This is a genomic window from Priestia sp. ST2, assembly GCF_055810735.1.
In genome coordinates this window covers 1,031,201-1,052,549 of sequence record NZ_JBVVNT010000001.1, presented here as the reverse complement: position 1 = coordinate 1,052,549, position 21,349 = coordinate 1,031,201, and the positions used below count along the sequence as shown (strand labels likewise).

The window sequence follows — 21,349 nt, the reverse complement described above, 5'->3', positions numbered from 1 at the left end:
CGCTGATTTCGGTTCTTCTTTTCTGTCCAAAAGAGATTAAGACATACAAAATTAATTCAATCTAAAGACGAAGAAATGAGATCCATAAGCTGAAACTTACGTTCACCATATCAATAAGAAAATCCGAACGCGTTACATTCATCGTTCGGATCTTCTCCTTAAACTAAAATGCTTTTCAGCCTCTCTTACAAAATCATTTATTTCACTAGCTTACGTCTTTCAGAAGACCTTACTTCCGTACGCTTACCGATACCTAATACATAGTAGCTCAGCACAACAATAGCTAAAAAGATAATGCCAACAATCAGCGATATGCGCGTTTCATCATTAAACCACATGCCTACAAGCACCATAAGTAAAAACGCGATGGTTACGTAGTTCGTCACAGGAGCAAAAGGCATTTTAAACGGATGTTGATCCATCGCCGCTCCTTTTGCTTTTCGAAAACGAATTTGACTGATGAGAATCACAAACCACGGAATCATACCTGGAAGCACGCTCGCACTGTACACGTACACGAAAACGTTTGGCGGTGCAATATAATTTAAGACAACGCCCGCCGCTAAGCCAATCATCACCGCAACGGTACTATAAATAGGCACACCGTTTCGAGAGACCTTTGTGAAAAAGGCTGGAGCCTGACCGTTTACACCTAGCGTGTAAAGCATACGTCCCGCACTGAAAATTCCGCTGTTGCACCCAGACATGGCCGCTGTGATGACAACAAAGTTGATAATGCCCGCCGCTGCTGTAATTCCTACTTTAGCGAACGTAGAAACAAACGGACTGCCGAGTGAATCCAGCTCGTTCCACGGATACACCGTTACAATCACAAAGATGGCGCCGATATAAAAAATTAAAATACGCCAAATTAAGCTTTGAATTGCACTTGTTAACGTTTTTTTAGGATCTTTTGCTTCTCCTGCTGTAATTCCAATAAGCTCTACTCCTTGATAGGCAGCAATAACAAGGGACAAGGCAAAGAAAAAGCCTGACCATCCGCCTGTAAAGAAACCGCCGTTTGCCCACAAATTCGACAGGCCAAGCGCTTCGCCGCCGTTTCCAAGACCGAAAAAAATAAGGCCAAGACCGGCAATAATCATGAGAACAATCGTGACAATTTTAATCATTGCAAACCAAAATTCAAACTCTCCAAACGATTTCACCGAAATTAAATTGGCCCCACCAAGAATGACCATGGCGACAATTCCCGGAACCCACGCCGGTAAATGCGGGAACCAGTACTGCATATAAGCTCCGACTGCAATAATCTCTGCCATGCCCACAATCACCCATTGAAACCAGTTGCTCCAAGCCGTGATATAACCCGCTAACGGATGAATATATTTATGACCGAATGTCGCAAACGAACCCGTACTTGGCTCTAAATAAAGCATCTCACCCATTGCACGCATAATAAAGAAAATAAAAACGCCGCAAATAGCATACGCAAGCAGGACGGATGGCCCCGTCCATTTAATAGTGCTTGCTGAACCCATGAATAACCCTACCCCAATCGTTCCTCCAAGAGCAATCATTTGGATATGACGAGATTCAAGCCCTCTTTTTAACTCTTTGTTTGCCAATTCACTTCCCCCTAGCCCCTCGTGATGATTTTCTCTTCTATTAAGAAATTCTTTTATTCCCTTGTCCTGATAGAGAACTATCATCTTTTTTCTTTTTTATAAAGAAGTACGAACATACCACAAATACAGCAATCAGCAGCGTGAGATAAAACTGAGTGCGAAGTGAATCAATAAATGCCATCGCAATAAAGATACTTGTGATTGCCGCAATCGTTCCATACGTTAAATAAGGATACAGCCACATTCTGATTTTTAATGCTTCCGGCTTTTCTTTTTCGTATTTCTTTCTCATGCGAAGCTGTGAAAAAGCAATAACAAGGTACACAAGAAGCGCTACGCCTCCCGATGCGTTTACTAAAAATAAAAAGATTTTATCAGGTGAAAGATAGTTAAAACCAACGCTGATGTAAGAGATCACGGTACATCCTACAATGGCATTAAACGGAATGCCTTTTTTACTCACCTTCAAAAACATGCGCGGCGCGTCTCCTTTTTGCGCCATTGAGTACAGCATACGAGAACTTGTGTATAGACCTGAATTTAGGCAAGACAAAACAGCAGTCAGTACGATAAAATTCATAATTTGAGCCGCTGCCGGAACGTTTACCAGCTCCAATATCGAAACAAACGGACTTTTCATCAAGCTTGAAGAATCCCACGGAAGGATCGTTACTAAGATTAAAATAGACCCAAGATAAAAAAATAAAATACGATAAATAACGGTATTTGTTGCGATGGTGATTGCTCGCTCAGGCTGAGCCGATTCTCCAGCCGCTGTTGCGACAATTTCTGTCCCCATAAAAGAAAACATGACAATCGCCACTCCTAAAAAGACGGAGCTGATTCCATTTGGAAGAAATCCTCCTCTATGAAGAAGGTTTGACGCTCCTGGAGACTCTACTCCCGGTATTAAACCGAGGATGATCGCTCCTCCTAAAAGTAAAAACAGCACTAAACTAACTACTTTAATAAGTGAAAACCAGTATTCAAATTCACCAAATGATTTAACAGAGTATAAGTTCGTTAACGTTAATAAAAACGTCAGGATGAGACTCACGCCCCAAGACGGTAAAGACGGAAACCAATATTGAATAATCGTTGAACCCGCAATCGCTTCAACTGCAATAACAATTACCCAGAAAAACCAGTACAGCCAGCCGATTGTGTAACCGGCCCACGGTCCAAGCGCTTCTCTGGCATACGTGGCGAACGAGCCGCTTGAAGGATTAGCCGTAGACATTTCCCCCAGCATTCGCATAACTAAAATCACCAGCAAACCGGCAAACGCGTACGAAAAAATGGAACCAGGACCCGCTGCGTTAATGAGCGATCCACTTCCAATGAACAAACCGGCACCAATGATTCCCCCTAAAGAAATCATGGTTATGTGTCGAATTTTTAATTCTTTTTTTAACTCAGGCGGTTGATGACTCATGTTAAAATCCTCCTTATAGGAACCGTCATTTAAAGAATTACACGTTCTTCGCATCACGCGTTAAATATGTAAGCCCTTACAACAATGTGGACAAATAGCTGCTGTTTTTCTACCCTCCTTTTATCTGTACATTCAAATAAAGCCTTCACTTGACGAAAAAGACAGCTTCATTCGACAAAAATTACTTTTCGAATTATATGATAATTTATATTGAACAACTTTGTCTATTGTTTTTTTGAAAGGAAGATCATTTTAATTTACTGCCGATAAACTCTTTCCCCTATCGTAATTCTTTACTTCAAAACATCTTTTCTTATCCTTTACCGACACTCCTTTCTTTTCGTTTTGTTCAAAATCACTATAAAAACCATAGATTCATTGGCGTTTTAAACAAAAGTGTTTATTTTTAAATTTTTTTGAACATTTTTGTTAAAAAACTATGTACAAAACGATAATAAGGTGATTATAATACAGGTATAGGGTGTTGGAATATTAATTATGTTTAAAATTTTCTAAAAAAAGGGGTAATGAAAATGAACACAATGAATATCAACGAAATCAAACAATACAAACACGAGCCTTTCACAGACTTTACGGTTGCACAAAACAAAGATGCATTTGAATCTGCATTAGAACTTGTACAATCAGAGCTTGGCAAGGACTATCCTCTTGTAATTGGCGGAGAATTAATTACAACAGAAGATCAAATTCAGTCCATTAACCCAGCAAATAAAACAGAAGTTATCGGCCGCGTGTCAAAAGCAGATCAAGACTTGGCTGAAAAAGCAATGCAAGCAGCACTTTCTACCTTTAATACGTGGAAAAAAGAAGCGCCTGAAGCACGAGCAGATATTCTTTTCCGCGCAGCGGACATTATTCGCCGCCGCAAGCATGAATTTTCAGCTTACCTTGTGAAAGAAGCCGGAAAACCGTGGAACGAAGCAGATGCTGATACAGCAGAAGCAATTGACTTCCTTGAATACTACGCTCGCCAAATGGTGCAGCTAAAAGACGGTGCGCCTGTGGAGAGCCGCGACGGTGAAGAAAATAAATTCAACTACATTCCGCTTGGTGTCGGCGTTATTATTTCACCGTTTAACTTTCCGTTAGCGATCATGGCTGGAACAGCAGCAGCAGCAATCGTAGCAGGAAATACAGTTTTATTAAAACCGGCTAACAACACACCGGTTATCGCAGCAAAATTTGTAGAAGTCATGAAAGAAGCTGGCCTTCCAGACGGCGTACTGAACTACGTGCCGGGAAGCGGAAGCGAAATTGGCGACTATTTAGTAGATCACCCAAAAACACGCTTCGTTTCATTTACAGGTTCACGTGAAGTAGGCTGCCGCATCTATGAACGCGCGGCAAAAGTACAGCCTGGTCAAATCTGGCTAAAACGCGTTATTGCTGAAATGGGCGGTAAAGACACGGTCGTTGTAGATAAAGATGCTGATTTAGATTTAGCTGCTTCTTCTATTGTATATTCAGCATTTGGCTTCTCTGGACAAAAGTGTTCAGCAGGCTCTCGTGCAGTTGTTCACCAAGACGTATACGATATCGTTCTTGAAAAAGCAGTTGCGCTGACAAAAACATTAACAATGGGCAGTCCTGAAGATGTGAACACGTATATGGGACCTGTTATTGACCAGGCTTCTTTCAACAAAATTACAAAGTACATTGAAATCGGTAAAGAAGAAGGCCGTTTAATGACGGGCGGAGAAGCAGATGATTCAAAAGGCTACTTCATTCAGCCTACGATCATTGCAGATGTAGATGAAAAAGCACGTTTAATGCAAGAAGAAATCTTCGGCCCAGTCGTAGCATTCTGCAAAGCGCGCGACTTCGATCATATGATGGAAATTGCTAATAATACAGACTACGGTTTAACAGGTGCCCTTCTTTCAAATACGCCTGAGCACATCGAACGTGCAAAAGAAGAGTTCCACGTCGGAAACCTTTACTTCAACCGCGGTTGTACAGGTGCCATCGTTGGGTACCAGCCGTTTGGCGGATTTAATATGTCAGGAACAGATTCAAAAGCTGGCGGTCCTGATTACTTGATTCTGCACCTGCAAGCAAAAACAACAAGCACGACGCTTTAATACTCAGTAGAGCAGCCTTAGGCTGCTCTATCTTAAAACAACAAGGGATTTTTTTCTATAGGGGGAGATATTTATGTTAGCAGAGGTATCTAAAAATGTGTTTCTTCACGCTTCCCAAAATAAAGCGCTAAACAAAGCAGCGAAAAAATGGGGTCTTCGCTTTGGTGCAGCTCAAGTGGTAGCTGGCGACACGATTGAACATGCGATCAAAAAAGTACGGGAACTGAATGAAAAAGGACTTGTTTGTACGCTTGATCATTTAGGGGAATTTGTTTCAAGCAGAGAAGAAGCTATCGAAGCGACTCAATATAATGTCAGAACGCTGGAAGCTATGGGGCAAGCCGGTGTAACGTGCAACTTATCTGTCAAAATGACGCAGCTTGGTTTAGATATTGACCGCAGTTTTTGCGTTGAGAACATGCGCCGCATTCTTGAAACGGCGAAAAAATACGACAACTTTGTCCGAATCGACATGGAAGACTACGCTCACTGTCAAATGACGCTAGATATTTTACGAGAGCTTCGCGAGACGTTTGATAATGTTGGAACGGTTATTCAAGCTTACCTGTTCCGCGCTGAACAAGACGTAAAAGAGCTAAAAGGTATTCCTCTTCGATTGGTAAAAGGCGCGTATCAAGAATCACCAACCGTGGCGTTTCAAGACAAAGCCCAAATTGACGAGAACTATATGCGAATTATTGAAGAGCATTTGCTGAGCGGGACGTACACGGCTATTGCATCTCATGACCATAATATTATTGCAAAAGTAAAAGAGTTCGCTCACAAAAACAACATCCCGCGCACGCAGTTTGAATTTCAAATGCTGTACGGATTCCGCACAGACATGCAGCTTAGCCTTGCAAAAGAAGGCTATACAATGCGCGTATACGTTCCATTTGGCAACGACTGGTTTGGCTACTTTATGCGCCGCTTAGCGGAAAGACCGCAAAACGTCGCATTTGCTTTAAAAGGATTCTTTTCTAAATAAGCAATCATTTAGTAAGTCCCTTAATGAAAACGCTATCATTTCTTTGTGCCCTTTGTAGATGCTTCTGCAAAGGGATTTTTTATACGATTTCTCTTCTCTTTCAGTATGTATTAAGGTAAAATAAAAATACGAACAAACGTTCTTTTTATTCCAAACAAAAAGGAGAGTACATATGAATCCTCTATCAAAATTAGAACTGCCTCCTAAGCTAGAACCTTACCGAAAAGAAATCGAAAAAACATGTAAGCCTTACATCCACATCAATACGGTTATGAACAGTCCAAAATTATATGAAAGCAAGTTTGGCGGCAACCCTTACCTTCCTCTAGAAGCAAATCATCCTCTTGATTCTCAAGGTAAGCCGATGCTCCTGATGGCACAAATCAATTTTTCTGAAGTACCTTCCTATGAAAATATGCCCGTTCAAGGCATGCTTCAATTTTTCATTTGCGGAGCTAATAACGAAAGCACGGGCGATATGTACGGCCTTGATTTTGACCATCCTACGGCTCAAAAAGACTTTCGCGTCGTTTTTTATGAAGACGTAATCACAGATGAAAAAAAGCTAACAACCGATTTTACGTATCTTGAAGACATTGATCGGGATATGTTCCCTATTCCTCAAGAAGTAGGCTTACAGTTTGAAATAAAAATCGAACCCGTTTCCCCTACTGACTATCGATATAATGATATAGAATCAGATTTATTTGAAGATGAAGAAACGGAAGAAATCTACTGGGATGAGCTTACGGGCGAGTATCATAAAATGGGCGGATACGCTTTTTTCACTCAAAGCGATCCTCGAGACTACGAGGAAGCGCTGCGAGCATACGATGTTCTGCTTCTTCAATTCGCCATGGACGACGAAGCGGATATTATGTTTGGTGATGCGGGTGTGGCCAATTTCTTTATTAAAGAAAAAGACCTTCGCAACCGTAACTTTAGAGATGTTTTATACAACTGGGACTGCTGTTAAAAAAACGCCCTCTTAGAAAAGTATCTAGGAGGGCGTTTTTCCACATTATTATTATTTACTACTCAGCCTGTTTTTTCGTCTCTTGCGGCATTCAGCGTTTCTTTAAACTGCTGTAGCGCTTTTACATCTGCAAATGTGCTTGTAGGAATAACGTATCCGCTCATTGCGCTAACAAGAATAAAGATATGTTCATCGGTTTCTCTAATTTGAGTGATGCTTGACCAAGGAGTCTTCACTTCTCCTTTTGAGCTTTTCTCTACCAAGCCATCTTCCGCAACCATCATAGTATGCTTACCCGTCAGACTGCTGTTATCTCCTTCATTTATTACCTTTACAATGTTCTTTTTAATACTTCCGTAAAAGTACTTCGGATAAAATAAAAACCACAGCACCGCAAGCAGTGCAAACGCTACGAACATGCCAAGTAAAAATTCTCCTTCAACCCACGAAACAAGCAAAGGAATAAGAAGAAAAATAAGCGACATCCATCGCTGAACTCTCAGCACTTTTTGTACTCTTTCCGAATGTTGAGCGTGATGCATGTTAAAAGCTACGTAATCATCTTTGGTTAACGTATAGTGATATTCCATATTAATCTCCAATTCTCCTAAATAACAACAAAATAAAATATACCTCATTTGGTGTTATATGTATATAAAATAATAAGTTTTTCTTATGAAAAGCATCATCTTTTTGTCATTTATTTACACGTATACATCACGTAAACTTAACTAGTACTCTACTATTTAAGGAGGAATGTTTATGACTTTTACACTGACGCATATTGATCATATTCAGCTAGCTGCACCCCCAAATTCAGAAAGCGAAGCACGACATTTTTTCGGAACCGTTCTTGGCTTAACAGAAATCGAAAAGCCGGAAAGTCTAAAAAAGCGCGGCGGCGTGTGGTTTGAATTTGGTTCTTATCAGCTGCATATTGGTGTTGAACCTGCCTTTTCACCCGCAAAAAAAGCGCATCCAGGCTTTCACGTTAAAAATCTCCCTGCGTTCAAAGATCATCTGACTAACTTCGGTATTTCTTTTATAGAAGACAAAAACATTCCCGATGTCGAAAGAATTTACGTGGATGATCCTTTTGGCAACCGAATGGAGTTCTTAGAGAAAGTGAATCTCCCTTTTTCTAACTGAATGTTCGACAAAACAAGAGCTCTTATTTAAGAGCTCTTGTTTTCTTTTGGTCCTTCTTTTTGCTTTTCTTTCCACAGCATGTATAGCAACACCCCCAGCACACAAAATGCCACGCCAAACATTGTTAAAGGAAATAAAAATGTATTAATAAAATGATGATAAACCCATGAGTCGTTCATCTAACCAGCTCCAATACGCACCATTTTTTTACAGTATGCCCTACTATAAACTTTTTTATGTTGTGTGAAATACCATGGTTTCTATCATATTTCTATTTCTTTTTAATAGAGTAAATAGTAGATACATAACATTCTCCTCTTAGAGTTCTCATCCGCTGATTTCAAAATTTTATTAGAGGAGGTTTACTCTATGAAAAACAAGTTTACTGAAAAGCCTAAAAAGCTTTTTTGGATCCTTTCTTATAAATCATTAATTATCGCTATACTATTTGTTCTTTTAACATCAGCCGCTATTTTTACCGTCACGTATTCAACTCTTCAGCATACGCTGCGCTCAAACGTTGTCTATCAAGCACTATCAAATTATAAAGCCCAAAGCTTGTTCTACTTCATGCATACGGAAAACCATCATTTCTCTCATGCCTTTGAAGAAGACTTCTCCCCGCCTCCTCTCTCTTCTGTCGCCCTGCAGCTGGCGACGAATATTCGCGTGGCAGATACAAGAAGTCTATTTGGATCAGAACTGCCCGGCTTTTCTATTTTTGATTCTCATATTCTATTAGCCGGTGAAGGAACGGATTATACGACGATTCCCCATGAATCGGCTCCTCCTCTCGAAAGCATTTCCGGGGAGCGTGATTTGGATCCTGCTGAAAGCAAAACGTACGAAGAAAGCAAAAAACAGTCTCAAGCACAGGCCAAGCAAAGTACGGGAGACAGAAAAGTTGTGTACATCTACCACACGCACAGCTGGGAATCTTATTTCCCTTTACTTGGTATGCAAGGTGAAGCGAATGAAAATAAAGCCGTTGATAACAAAACCAACATCACGCTCGTTGGTCAAATGCTAGGAATGGAATTAAAAGCAGACGGAATCGGTTCGGAAGTAGATACAACTAATATGACGCAAAAGCTGAATGAAAAAGGCTGGGGTACGGGACGAGCCTATATGATGTCTCGCAACGTCGTGGAAACGGCTCTTCAGCAAAACAAAGACGTCGATTATTTAATTGATATTCATCGTGATTCCCTGCGCCAAGAAAAAACAACGGCCGCTATCAACGGCAAATCGTACGCTAAAATGATGATTGTATTAGGTGAAGCGAACCCGAAATTTGATGAAAACGTGAAAATGGCCAAAGCGATTCATGAAAAACTAGAGGAAAAATATCCAGGCCTTAGTCGCGGAGTATTAAGCAAAAAGAAAACAAGCGGCAATAACGGGCTATATAATCAAGACTTATCCGACCGCTCCATTTTAATTGAAGTAGGGGGCGTCGACAACAATATGGAAGAACTCACAAATACCGTCAAAGCTTTTTCTGATGTGTTCAGCGAGTATTACTGGCAAGCTGAAAAAGTGAATGCGCAGTAAACAAAAACTAGCTACCCCAGGTAGCTAGTTTTTGTTTTTATGAGAGTCACACTTCTCCTCTTTTTCACACGCAAAGCACACCAGCTTCCCTTCAACAACCACACCGTTTAAAAATCCCTCTAAACAGTACACGTTCTTTTGACATACTGTGCAGATTCCAACGTACTCTTTCACAAATTCCTCACTCCTTACATACGATTAAAAACCATAAAAAAAGCTCTATTAAAGAGCTTCTTTCCGTACATAGGATTTTCCTTCATTTCAACAAACGGCTCATTTCCTCGGGAGAAAGCGGCTTATCGAATAGATAGCCTTGACCGATATGACAGCCTTGCTCCGTCACAAACTGCAGCTGTTCTTCGTTTTCGATTCCTTCTGCAGTTAGATCAAAGTTAAGTTTCTTTCCCATTTGAATAATCGTTTCCACCAGTACTTTTCCAACTTCGTCTAAGTCGTCAATAAATGATTTATCAATTTTTAACGTATTAATCGGCAAGTGTTTGAGATAGCTAAGGGATGAATAGCACGTTCCGAAATCATCCATCGCCACTTTTACGCCTAGACTCCGCAGACGGTTTAACACTTTTTTTGATTCTTGACTGTTTTGAATAACGCTTTCAGTGATTTCAAGTTCCAGAAAGTGCGGCTCAAGGCCCGTTTTTTTCAAAATTTGTTCCATCTCCGCTACGAATCGTGAGGACTTCAGCTGAATAGGTGATACGTTCACTCCTATTTTACTCGCTTGTGAATTCAGCTCCGTCCATGCTTTCATCTGCTTACACGCTTCTTCCAACACCCACTTGCCAACCGGCACAATTAGACCCACTTCTTCTAAAATAGGCAAAAATTCATTTGGATAGACGGTACCAAATTTTGCGCTATTCCAGCGAATAAGCGCTTCTGCCCCTATGACATCAGACGTTTTTAAATCGATTAACGGCTGATAAACGAGCTGAAATTCCTCTCTTTCTAGCGCATACTTTAACTCATTCTCCATGCTGATTGTTTTAATTATTCGTTCATTAGATGAAGACGAACTCATTTCATATGTGTTTCGTCCATTGCGTTTTGCTACATACATCGCAATATCTGCTTGCTTGATCAGCCGGTCGATTAGTTCATCTGCGTCTTTTGGAATAATATGCTGCTGACATTCCTTTGAAAATAGGCTGATACCAACGCTTGTAGAGGTTAGCACTTTATCTCCGTCTATATAAAAAGGAAGCGACATTTCTTTTACAATCTGCTCGGTCATTTCTTCAATTTCCTCAACAGTTTGTAGTGAATGCAGCACTAAAATGAACTCATCGCCCCCGTGCCGCGAGATAAAATCAGAGGAAGGAATACATTTTCTTAACCTTTCTGCTACGCGCCTCAGCAGCACATCGCCGTGATGATGGCCAAGCGTATCATTTATTGATTTAAAGCGGTCTAAATCCAAAAATAAAATGGCCAACAGTTCAGGAGATTCCCGATTTAAAAGCAGTTTTTTCAGCTGCTTGTTTAACCAATAGCGATTAGGCAAATTGGTTAACGGATCATAATAAGCCATTTGCTTAATTTTTTCTTCATATGCTTTTCGTTTTGTAATATCATTGCGAATCGATACGTACTGATACGGCTTACCCCGCTCATCTAAAAAAGGAACAATGGTTGTATCCACCCAGTAGTACGAACCGTCTTTTGCCTTATTTTTTATTTCTCCGTGCCATACCTTACCGGATCTGATCGTGCTCCATAACTCTTTAAAAAACAAGCTTGAATGATGTTTCGAATTAATAATACGATGATCCTGACCGAGAAGCTCATGTCTTTCGTACTTAGAAATTTCACAGAATTTATCGTTCACGTGATTGATGAATCCGCGACTATCCGTAATCGCTACAATCGATGATTCATTTAACGCAAGTTCAATATCATTTAGTTTTTTCAGCGCTTCTTTAAATTTATATTCAAAATGCCTGTTTTCCATAGCCTATACACCTTTATCAAAATTTTAACGATAAAACAAAACCCATGACGAAATGATAGAGAGGAATCGTGAATAATGAATACAAATTAACCAGTAACGGATAACGAATTAATCTGTCCGATTACCTTACATTATTAAAATAGCAAGCGTAGGATCACTGTTTTCCTCTTTTCACCTTCACAAACTTCTTACAAGAAGTTCGTGAAAAAATTGATAGATTGTTTCGTTTGTCCATGTCTTTTATCACAACTTTTCTATGGTACCATTAAAATGATTTTTATAGAAATGAAAGTGTACTTTCTTCACTTAATCGACATACCTTTTGATGGTGAACAAAAAAAGCCTCTGCTTTAGACAGAGGCTTTTTACACTTTCTTCTTACGTGCTCGTACGCGTCAGCCACGGGAGAATAAAGTTTTGAAAGGTTTTGTTGTATACAACAATTCGGTTCAGATAATACGGGTCGTTATCTTTTGTAATAAGATGCGGCGCTAAGATAGCGGCTTGGTGAAAACCAGCACCTTTCACAATCTTAGCTACGTCATCATTTGTATTGCCGTATGGATATGCAAAGTAAACTGGGTCTATTCCTAAATGGTTCTTAATCGTTTCTTTGCTTTTTCGTAAGTCTTCAGCAAACGCGCTGTATTTAGCAGGCGTCAGAAATAAAGGCTTGTCTTCTTCTAAACGGTGCATATCATATGTATGCGAACCGATTGTCGCAAGGCCGCTGTCTTTCATTTCTTTTAGCTGACTCCACGAAGCCATGTTTAAATTTTGAAAATCCGTTGCTCCCACTTGTCCTGCGATTACATATAGCGTAAACGGAATGTTTTCCTTTTTTAAAATGGGAAACGCGTTTTGATAAACGGTACGGTCAATATCATCAAATGAAATCCATACGCAGCGTTTTGGAAACGTGCCTTTTTGCTGATACGCTTCAATATCTTTTGGCGTAACAAACGTAGCGTCAAGTTCCTTCAGCTTTTTTAACTGATGTTCAAAATCATTGCTGTAGACGCTGTACTCTGTCAGTTCGTCAGACTTTGTAACTGAGCTGACAACTCGATTAAACCAATTATGCTTGCGCACGCGATGATAATTTAAGCCTAAGCATCCGTTCGTCCCAAGCGCTGGTTCCACGGTCGTTGTTGCTTCCGCCTTGTCTTCCCAGTTCACTACTTTAAAGAAAATAAAGCCAACTACCGCTGCCGCAATCAAAAGAAAGAATACATATTTCTTCATGCGTGCTTCCTCTCTTCAGTATGTTTTAACGGATTAACATCAAATTCGATGTACTGTGCACGCTGAAGCTCCTGAATTTGATCCTTAGATAAAAGCTCAAGACGCTCTAAATCTTTAATACTCGTATACGCCGGCTCTTTTCGTCGGTTTAAGCTTCCAAATCTCTTTTTGTTGTAGGATCTCCATAGAAACAGAGCCAGGAAAAAGAAGCAAAAAATAGCGAGTCCAATTACTAAAAATGTTCGAATTTCGCCGTTCGTCGTTTTGAATGCAATTTTTAATACCCCGCTGTAACGGTCATTTACGCCGATAACAGCTGAAAGGAAAAACCAAAGAACAATGGCACAATAGAGCCAAAAAACAGAGGAAACAATGATGCTTATCACTAATCGAGCAAGAGGCTGTTTGGCTTGAATCATGATTTGCTCTTCGTTAAGCCGCGGTCTGGACTGCTCCATGTAGCATAGCCTCCTTTCACTCTAGATCTGATAGCACGAGGAAATGCGCCCACTACCACAATCGTATTCACAATCCAATAAAGCGCCGGGTACCATGCAGCCCATACGTAATACCGCTTCACGTTGTCGTATTTCGAATCAATTTTCAGCGCAATAAACAGTTGAATTAAGCTCATAAACACCAGGGAAAATGACGTAAACGTAAACCAAAACAGCATGTCTTGGGGGCTGCTCGCCGTAACAAGCAGCATGATAGTCACAAACAGCCATGCGAATGACCAAAGGGTACTGATCCACTGCTCTAGGTATACAATCCAAATTCTGCGCTGCTTCCATTTTAATAACACTTTCCAGTGGCGAAGCATTACCTCTTGTCCGCCTTGAGCCCAGCGTACTCGCTGGTTCCAAATTCCTTTTAAGGTTTCGGGCACAAGCATCCAGCACAATGCCCGCGGTTCATAGCGGATATCCCAAAAGCGCTGCTGCAGCTTCCAGCTCACGGCGATATCTTCCGTAATCATGTCACGATCCCACAGCCCGACGTCCACAAGTGCTTTCTTTCGAAAAGCTACTACTACGCCTGAGACCGTCATTACTTTTCCTAAAATTCGCTGTGTTCGTTTAATAGAACCGATAATAGAAGAATACTCAACTAGCTGAATGCGGCTCAGCAGCGTATTACGGTTTCGAATGCGCGGATTTCCGGTAACGGCTCCCAGCCGTTCCCCTTTATGAAGAAAATGATGGATTAGATAATATGGAGCGTCTTGATCTAAAATAGCGTCGGAATCTAAGCAGATTAAAAACTCAGCTTTAGATGCATGCGCACCTAAATGTAACGCGTTGGCTTTTCCTTTATTTTCATAAAGCTGAATCACACGAACTTCAGGGTGATTTCTGCTGATTTCCTTTAAAATAGCAGCTGTTCCATCCGTACTGCCATCGTTAATAAGGATGATTTCTTTAGACGGATAATCTAACGCCAAAAGGTGCTTAAGCGTTTCTTCAATCGTCTCTTCTTCGTTATAGCAAGGCACTAAAAAGCTCACTAGCGGCCATTCAATTGTTGAAAAATCAACTTTAGGATCTCGGTCGCGATAGCGTATGTAAATAAGCGTGCCTGCAATCCAAAATAAAGACATAATAAATGGATACCAGAAAACAAAGCTCGCAAGCTTTTCAAATCCAGGTATTAATACGTGTTGCATATTCATTTTTCTGACTCCTTCACACCAATTAAAATTGCACAGAGTGACAATTTTATCACTAAATTGGTTAAATAGAACATAGTAATTTTAACCATCTAAAAAAAGATACTTTTAAACCACTTTTATTCCTATATTATACAACCCTTAAATGTAAGTAAGAAGCACCAATAAAGGATGGGCAAGTTACCTACTTAAAGAAGTGACATATAGTATCTTTATAGATTAAAAGCGTGATGGTTGCAGGTAGTATACGAAAGAACCCTTTTCCCTAAGGAGGAATAACAAATATGAACGAACAAATTCAAAAGCTGCTCAATAACTTAATTCAACTTGAACACGTCTCTTCGACTTTATACCTAGCTATGTCTAACTATATGAATCGATTAAACTATAAAGGAATGGGCAGCTGGTTGCGTCTGCAGTCTGAAGAAGAACGCACTCATATGCTAAAACTTATTGACTACTTAGTTGACCGCGGCGGAACGGTAGAATTAAGCTCTTTGCCTGCTCAGCCAAGTGAGTTTGGGTCACCGTTAGAAACGTTTCAAAAAGTATTGGAGCATGAGAAGTTCGTCACGAATTCTTATCGTCAAGCGTTTCAATTTATCAGCCAAGCGAATGACCCTCAAACGTTAGTCATCGTGCAGGACTTTTTACGAGAACAAGTCGACGAAGAAGCTCAAGCTCAAACGATTGTAGACCGTCTAAAAATCGCCCAAAATAACCCTGCAGCTATTTTTATACTCGATCAAGAACTAGGACAGCGGAAAGCTGCACCAGCGGGTGGAGCAGCTATGCAAGGTTAAAAGCGCAGAAGAGTGTAGCACAATGTGCAGAACCAATAACACGACGCCCGTTTCCTTGTTTCGAGTTGGTATTCACCACGGCTATTATGGCTATCCGCCTAATGTGTATAACGCCATTCAAAGGCTTATGAATCAATATATGCATCAGCTTCACTATCATCGACCTCAATATGTTCACGTCTACTACGTGCACCCTTCTCTTATTCACTACTACCTTCACTAAGTTAAGGAGAATAAGAACCTTGCTTCTTGAAGAAATTCACCGTTTCTCCACCCTAATTCAGGAATTCCAATCAAAAATATGGATATTTATGCTAATATAGGTTTTGTTAATCAAATAAAGAAACAATTATTAGCGGGGTGTCATATGGATAATCAATACGTTGTAGGATGGGGAACGCTGGCTTTAATTAATGCCGGATTAGCGCAAGGTAAAAATCGAACGGGTCTGAACTGGTTCTTATTATCTCTTGCTTTAGGACCGCTTGCTACCTTCATCTTACTGCTGGTTGAAAAACGATAAAAATTGGTTCAAAGCTCATTTTTTTGAGCTTTTTTCTTTATCCTTCGACTATAACTGCTCTTCAAAACAAGTAAAAAAAGCTCCGCTTGAAATTTTTTTCTCGACTTAATATGCATAAATCTATTCATCATTCAGCGTAAATCCGGCTGCATTTTGTTAATAAAAAACCTACTCTTTAGAAAAGGAAGGAAGCTCCTTTTTAAACCTTTGTTTCTGACAATAAAATCAAAAGAAAGAAAAACGCTTTTATTCTATGCTTTTCTAATTAACAGATTAACTGTTTTCTTCAGATGATTACCTTTTACATGGGACAGCTGTGCATCTACTGAATGAGGTCAAACTTCCTGTATTTCTCAATCTGTAGGATGAATAAATACTCATTTGCTTCATTTGACAAAGAAATAAATGCTGTGTAATTTAAGTAACATACCCCATCTAAAATGTTTTTAGAAAGGATTAAATAGCAAGATGCGTACAAAAAAAGAAGAGTGTATAATTGACGAAATGGGAAGAGTATCCCTTCCTTCTTTGTTTATGCAACTAACAAAACTCGAGACAAACGACAAAGTTTTTTTGCGGAGCTGTGATGATTGGATTATTATCGATCATCATGATGAAAATGTCCCGGTTCCTTCTCATATCTTCATTCGAACAATTGACCATATGGGTAGAATAGTCATCCCAAAATCCCTGCGAGATGACTATGAACTTAAGCCCTTTGATTATGTAGAACTATACGTGGTAGAACAGCAAATTGTTATGAAAAAAAGAGACGAAAAATCGATAGCGCTTTCACAAAAACCTGCGGTGGCTCCTCCTTATTATGCAACATTAACCGGCCGGCAGATTCAGCTCACTTCTGAACTTTTAACGTCCGTGGAATTGGATGCAAACATGGAGGTTCAATTTTTTATTAACAAAGAAAATAACATTGTGATTCAAAAATATGAAATGAGTTTTGGGAAGAAAACGACTTTAACATTTACGGCTCAATCTCGAAAAATTGATGACCGTTTTCGACTTACTATTCCTAAAAAGCTGCGAGATGATTTCTCCATCCACTCAGGTACGATGTTAAAAATCAAGACAGGTAATAAGCAGCTCATTTTAGAAAAAGTGGAGAGTGAAAAAGAGATTAGCAGCGTATTATCTCAGCAAATAGACGCAGCAATTGTTGAAAAATCACCGAAATAAGAACGACGCCAAAAACAAATGGTTTCCTACGGCTTCAAAGCAAAAGCTAAGAGTTACGCATAGACTGACCCTTTCTATACTCGACTCTTAGCTTTTAGACTTATTTTTTTATTTCTTTATATATTGTCTCTACTGGATAATCGCTAAAGCGGCTCATCCACTCTTTTACTGTGAGTGTGATACGATCTCGATATGCGGGATTATTCGTGTAGAATTTTACTTTGTCACTGTCAACAATTAACGCTACGTAATAATAGCCTTGCTTATCATACTCAATGATTCCTTCCATAAGCGTGTACAAACCGGTTACTCCACCTGATAGCGCTGTCGCTCCTAAGCCGTCTAAATCTTTTTCTTCATGGACGATTTGAAAGTTATCAACAAGTGTTTTGTAGTCATTTCCTACAAGTTTTTTCACATTTTCATCCTGTTCAATTGGAAGGATATCAAGCTCTGATAATGTCTTCGTATGTTCTGTGATCTTTCCTTTTTTATACGTGCCGTCGAAAGAAACATTTACCCCGCCGTAATAGGAACAGCCTGCAGTAGCATCAATTTTGATTTCTTTTTGACTTAACGTGAAGTTTAGTATGCATTCCGTAGCTTCTTCCGTGTCTTTATAAATAGCTTTATTTCCTTCCACCTCTGCTTTTCCTTCTATTCCTCCTGCATTCGCACCGTATACTGCACCTATTGTAAAATCAAAAGAGCTGCTTGTTGAATTAGTGATAGTTAATCCTGCTTCTTGATGATGAATATCTCTTGACCATTCTCCGTCATAGTTTCCGCTGTTTTGCGTCGATGGTTCTGATGCTTTGATGGAAGCAGTGTTCCCTGCATTAGAAATATCCTTTAAGCGTAATTGATCATCCGACCATACCGCTGAATATACCCAATCATACTCTTTTATCGTTTCTGAACCATTAGGCTGAACAATCATAATCACTTCATGGGTTTGGATATCATAAGCAGAGCCTGCTTTTTTAAAGTCAACCACTTCATAATCTACTAATCTTTCTTGAATTCCTTTGCCATGTAAATGACTAATTAAAGACTGTTGATCTCTATAAAGAGAACTTCCTTTCACCAGATAGCTGTTTACTTCTTTGAAAGAACCGTTGTTGATTCCTTTTATTAAACCTTGCAAATATGACTTGATTAATACATTAGCCGTTTGTTTTGTAGGGGTAGATACGTTGTTTTCATCTTTAGTAGAAGCTGTAGTATTTGTTGAAAGAGTTCTTGACTTTTGATTGTTGCCCTTTTCCTTATCATCATTTTGCTCCGATGTGTGAATAGCACTTTCTTTTTGTTCAGGATGTTGAGCACTTGAAGTGATGCTTTCTTTTTCGTCGCGGGAAGATACCTCATTTTGCTGACAGCCGCTTATAAGTAAACTAACCGACAGCAGAATACTAGCCACACTGACACTTATAGTGGAACGTTTCATGACTTCTCCTCTTTTCTTATCTAGTTACACAGAATGATTCATTAACACTACAATTATACTAAAATAAAACATAATTTCCATATCCATCAAAATTGTTGTAAATAATTTCAATATATGTGTATAATGAGGTACTTTGCATAGAGGAGGCTGATTTAGTTGAAGATCTCAACAGGAGCTGAATTTTACGATAATGACGAGACGTTTTTGGCCTATACAAAACGTCGGCAGCAAAAAGAAAATGCCAACGATACGATTGAAAAACCGGCCATTTTACAGCTTCTAGGTGATGTTACAGATGCAAACGTTTTAGATTTAGGGTGCGGAAACGCTGGATTTGGTGCGGAGCTTCTTGAACAGGGATGTTTCTCTTATACCGGAGTAGACGGCTCTCTCAATATGATAAACGCGGCTCAGCAACAGCTTTTAAACTATCCAAATGCAAGAGTGCTCCATGAATCGATGGAGCATTATACTCCACCACGCACCGAATACGATTTGGTTACTGCAAGACTGTCTCTCCACTACATGGAAGACTTATCCTCCATTTTCGCTAAAGTGAATCAAGCACTCAAACCTGAAGGAAGATTTATTTTTTCTGTGGAACATCCAGTCATTACTTCCACTTTGCAGCCTTCTGCTCTGCGCACAAACTGGACCGTGGATAACTACTTCTCAATGGGATTCCGTCAGCAGCAATGGATGGGCGGATACGTTCAAAAGTATCATCGCACGCTTGAAGAGTACTTTTCTTTGATGCAGCAAAGCGGATTCACCGTTACAAATTTAAAAGAAGCATGTCCTCAAAAAGAACATTTCGACAGCGCTGAAACTTACGAGCGGCGAATGCGTATTCCTTTGTTTTTACTGATGAGCGGCGTGAAGAATGGATAAATGAAACCTACTTTCACCGTAACCATAAAAAATCCGAACGCGTTGGATTCCTCATTAAGAATCTCAATTTATCGTTCGGATCTTCCTTCAACTAAACTACCTTTGTCCCAGCTTCTTTCCTAACTTTCTTCATATAAAACCGCTTTTTATTTAAACTTAGCGTATGTTATTTATTCACGCTCACGTTATAAAATACAGGGCCTAAGTTGAAATCATAGCCTTTTACATATGTAGACACGGCGTTAATATTGACTTTATGGCCAATTAATGTAAACGGAAGCTCATCCCATACGTATTTTTGCGTAGCATCAATAGCTGGTCGTGCATCTTTTACAGAAGCGGCCGCTTTGATTTTATCTAAGTATTTTGTTGATTTTTCAACCGGAGCTCCTCCTGACGTCCAAAATCCTTGGAAAATGGTTGAACGCGCCGCCCAGTCTACGGGGTAAATATCCCATGCTTTAGGGTCATTTACTTTATCAGTAAACGTTGCCCAGTCATACACTTCCAGCTTTACTTTTACACCGATTTTTTCAAGCTCTTGCTGCACGATAACAGCCGTATTGTACTGATCCTGATAATCGCGTGAAGTTAAAAGACGCAGTTCCTGCCCGCTGTATCCAGCCTTTTTTAAATAGCTTTTTGCTTTCTTTTCATCATGCTGATTGTACTCTTTTTCTCCTGCTTCACTGTAATAGTTCGGAAACTTTTTATTCACAATCGACGAAGTCAGTTCATAATAATCAGAATCGCCGTATGAACTTGATAAAATATCTTTTGCATTAATCGCGGCATTTACGGCTTTTCTAGCATTTAAATCGCTAAAGAACCCTTCTTGCGTATTATAAAATAAACCAATGAATCCTCCTGGAGCCAGCTTGTTCTTAACGTTTTGCGTACTTTCAATTTGAGCCGCATTGTCGCTTGAAACACCTAAGGCAATGTCAAACTGTCCAGCTGTAATGCCTGAAATTCTAGTAGATTCATCGCTTAAAAAGCTAATTTTAATTTCATCTACGTGAGGAGTCTTTTTAATTTTTCGTCCTTTTGAAGAATAATCTTTAAATCTCTCTAGCGTGATATATTGATTCTTTTTCCATTCCTTCACTTTAAATGGACCTGTGCCAACGAACTCAGTAGCTCCTTCAGCAGGTGCTTTTTCGATGATTTCTTTTGGAAAAATAGCGGCTGCCGGAATCGGGTCGGCTAGCAGTGCCAACGTATTCACATTCGGTGTTTTCAAATGAAGCTCAACCGTGTAGTCTCCTGTCTTTTTGACTTGTGCACCAACAAAGTTTGTTTTACCAAGTGAAGACAGCTTAATCCAGCGGTTAATCGAAGCTTCTACATCGTCTGCTGTCATTTCCTTTCCATTATGAAACTTTACGCCTTTTCGCAGCTGAAACGTGTAGACTTTCTTATCATCGCTTATATCAATTTTTTCTGCTAAATCAGGTTCTACATTACCTTTACTATCAAAAATAACGAGCCCTTCGTAAATATTTCTCGCCGCATCTTTAACCGAAGAATTCCCAGTAATCTGAGGATCTAAAGTTGTCGGCTCACTTTGAAACGCAATGTTTAGCGTACCTCCGTCTTTTCGTGCGGCACTGGTGCTTTGATCGCCTGAGCTTGCTTGCTTATTACTGCACCCGGCAACAAATAAAGCAATCACAATAAATAATAACCATTTCACCTTAACCTGTTTCAACGTCATTCCCCCAATAGTTAAAATCACTTTTTAAAACCTACTATTTTTGTAAGGTTAGTAGGAATATAAACCATCCTACCATCTTTCCATTTGTTTGTGAA

20 protein-coding genes are annotated in these 21,349 nt (G+C 39.7%); 10 read left to right on the top strand and 10 right to left on the bottom strand.

All coding sequences use genetic code 11. From position 1 onward, the window contains the following. Window positions 1-197: 197 nt before the first annotated feature. A complete protein-coding gene (locus AC0KUU_RS05375; protein WP_016765133.1) occupies window positions 198-1,586 on the bottom strand; it encodes an amino acid permease in 1,389 nt (462 codons plus the stop codon). A 40-nt stretch (window positions 1,587-1,626) separates the two neighbouring features. After that, window positions 1,627-3,021, bottom strand: coding sequence for an amino acid permease (locus AC0KUU_RS05370; protein ID WP_028409796.1), 1,395 nt, complete (start codon window positions 3,019-3,021; stop codon window positions 1,627-1,629). A gap of 533 nt (window positions 3,022-3,554) precedes the next feature. Between AC0KUU_RS05370 and pruA the strand changes: the two genes are divergently transcribed. The 3 genes from pruA to AC0KUU_RS05355 all read left to right on the top strand — a co-directional run bounded on the left by pruA (window position 3,555) and on the right by AC0KUU_RS05355 (window position 7,087). After that, a complete protein-coding gene (pruA, locus tag AC0KUU_RS05365) occupies window positions 3,555-5,123 on the top strand; it encodes an L-glutamate gamma-semialdehyde dehydrogenase (RefSeq protein WP_280560108.1) in 1,569 nt (522 codons plus the stop codon). A 73-nt stretch (window positions 5,124-5,196) separates the two neighbouring features. After that, a complete protein-coding gene (locus tag AC0KUU_RS05360) occupies window positions 5,197-6,111 on the top strand; it encodes a proline dehydrogenase family protein (protein WP_025750035.1) in 915 nt (304 codons plus the stop codon). 172 nt (window positions 6,112-6,283) lie between these two features. After that, on the top strand, window positions 6,284-7,087 hold the full coding sequence (locus AC0KUU_RS05355; RefSeq protein WP_043978545.1) for a YwqG family protein: 804 nt from the start codon (window positions 6,284-6,286) through the stop codon (window positions 7,085-7,087). A gap of 62 nt (window positions 7,088-7,149) precedes the next feature. On the opposite strand, the gene AC0KUU_RS05350 is transcribed toward AC0KUU_RS05355, so the two are convergent. After that, complete coding sequence (locus AC0KUU_RS05350; protein ID WP_043978543.1) at window positions 7,150-7,677, bottom strand: YcxB family protein; 528 nt, start codon at window positions 7,675-7,677, stop codon at window positions 7,150-7,152. A 172-nt stretch (window positions 7,678-7,849) separates the two neighbouring features. Here AC0KUU_RS05350 and AC0KUU_RS05345 point away from each other — a divergent pair, with 172 nt between their 5' ends. Then, on the top strand, window positions 7,850-8,236 hold the full coding sequence (locus AC0KUU_RS05345; protein ID WP_043978541.1) for a VOC family protein: 387 nt from the start codon (window positions 7,850-7,852) through the stop codon (window positions 8,234-8,236). A gap of 26 nt (window positions 8,237-8,262) precedes the next feature. On the opposite strand, the gene AC0KUU_RS05340 is transcribed toward AC0KUU_RS05345, so the two are convergent. Further along, window positions 8,263-8,415: a hypothetical protein gene (locus AC0KUU_RS05340; protein WP_013058513.1), complete on the bottom strand. Its 153-nt coding sequence runs from the start codon at window positions 8,413-8,415 to the stop codon at window positions 8,263-8,265. Between the two features lie 190 nt (window positions 8,416-8,605). Here AC0KUU_RS05340 and spoIIP point away from each other — a divergent pair, with 190 nt between their 5' ends. After that, the gene (gene spoIIP / locus AC0KUU_RS05335) at window positions 8,606-9,790 is read left to right on the top strand and encodes a stage II sporulation protein P (RefSeq protein ID WP_043978539.1); all 1,185 of its coding nucleotides are present in this window, start codon (window positions 8,606-8,608) and stop codon (window positions 9,788-9,790) included. Window positions 9,791-10,046: 256 nt separating this feature from the next. Here spoIIP and AC0KUU_RS05330 read toward each other — a convergent pair whose 3' ends face one another. The 4 genes from AC0KUU_RS05330 to pgaC all read right to left on the bottom strand — a co-directional run bounded on the left by AC0KUU_RS05330 (window position 10,047) and on the right by pgaC (window position 14,679). Next, window positions 10,047-11,762: a putative bifunctional diguanylate cyclase/phosphodiesterase gene (locus AC0KUU_RS05330; protein WP_043978537.1), complete on the bottom strand. Its 1,716-nt coding sequence runs from the start codon at window positions 11,760-11,762 to the stop codon at window positions 10,047-10,049. Window positions 11,763-12,140: 378 nt separating this feature from the next. Beyond that, complete coding sequence (locus AC0KUU_RS05325; protein ID WP_043978535.1) at window positions 12,141-13,007, bottom strand: polysaccharide deacetylase family protein; 867 nt, start codon at window positions 13,005-13,007, stop codon at window positions 12,141-12,143. Continuing rightward, window positions 13,004-13,465, bottom strand: coding sequence for a poly-beta-1,6-N-acetyl-D-glucosamine biosynthesis protein PgaD (gene pgaD, locus AC0KUU_RS05320; protein WP_013084506.1), 462 nt, complete (start codon window positions 13,463-13,465; stop codon window positions 13,004-13,006). Before pgaD ends, AC0KUU_RS05325 begins: the two co-directional genes overlap by 4 nt. After that, window positions 13,423-14,679, bottom strand: coding sequence for a poly-beta-1,6-N-acetyl-D-glucosamine synthase (gene pgaC / locus AC0KUU_RS05315; RefSeq protein ID WP_162214823.1), 1,257 nt, complete (start codon window positions 14,677-14,679; stop codon window positions 13,423-13,425). The genes pgaD and pgaC overlap by 43 nt, the downstream gene beginning before the upstream one ends. 281 nt (window positions 14,680-14,960) lie before the next feature. Between pgaC and AC0KUU_RS05310 the strand changes: the two genes are divergently transcribed. The 4 genes from AC0KUU_RS05310 (at window position 14,961) to AC0KUU_RS05295 (ending at window position 17,196) form a co-directional block, all read left to right on the top strand. Further along, the gene (locus AC0KUU_RS05310; protein WP_162214824.1) at window positions 14,961-15,479 is read left to right on the top strand and encodes a ferritin; all 519 of its coding nucleotides are present in this window, start codon (window positions 14,961-14,963) and stop codon (window positions 15,477-15,479) included. A gap of 22 nt (window positions 15,480-15,501) precedes the next feature. Beyond that, complete coding sequence (locus AC0KUU_RS05305) at window positions 15,502-15,702, top strand: hypothetical protein (protein WP_141425866.1); 201 nt, start codon at window positions 15,502-15,504, stop codon at window positions 15,700-15,702. 144 nt (window positions 15,703-15,846) lie between these two features. Then, a complete protein-coding gene (locus AC0KUU_RS05300; protein ID WP_014458731.1) occupies window positions 15,847-16,002 on the top strand; it encodes a hypothetical protein in 156 nt (51 codons plus the stop codon). A gap of 468 nt (window positions 16,003-16,470) precedes the next feature. Further along, complete coding sequence (locus AC0KUU_RS05295) at window positions 16,471-17,196, top strand: AbrB/MazE/SpoVT family DNA-binding domain-containing protein (protein ID WP_097823144.1); 726 nt, start codon at window positions 16,471-16,473, stop codon at window positions 17,194-17,196. A 100-nt stretch (window positions 17,197-17,296) separates the two neighbouring features. On the opposite strand, the gene AC0KUU_RS05290 is transcribed toward AC0KUU_RS05295, so the two are convergent. Next, a complete protein-coding gene (locus AC0KUU_RS05290) occupies window positions 17,297-18,646 on the bottom strand; it encodes a TcaA NTF2-like domain-containing protein (RefSeq protein WP_165575902.1) in 1,350 nt (449 codons plus the stop codon). A 156-nt stretch (window positions 18,647-18,802) separates the two neighbouring features. On the opposite strand from AC0KUU_RS05290, the gene AC0KUU_RS05285 reads away from it, so the two are divergent. After that, a complete protein-coding gene (locus AC0KUU_RS05285) occupies window positions 18,803-19,537 on the top strand; it encodes a class I SAM-dependent DNA methyltransferase (protein ID WP_322552359.1) in 735 nt (244 codons plus the stop codon). Between the two features lie 166 nt (window positions 19,538-19,703). Here the strand turns inward: AC0KUU_RS05285 and AC0KUU_RS05280 are convergent, their stop codons facing one another. Continuing rightward, window positions 19,704-21,254, bottom strand: coding sequence for an ABC transporter substrate-binding protein (locus AC0KUU_RS05280; RefSeq protein ID WP_165575901.1), 1,551 nt, complete (start codon window positions 21,252-21,254; stop codon window positions 19,704-19,706). Window positions 21,255-21,349 lie beyond the last annotated feature (95 nt).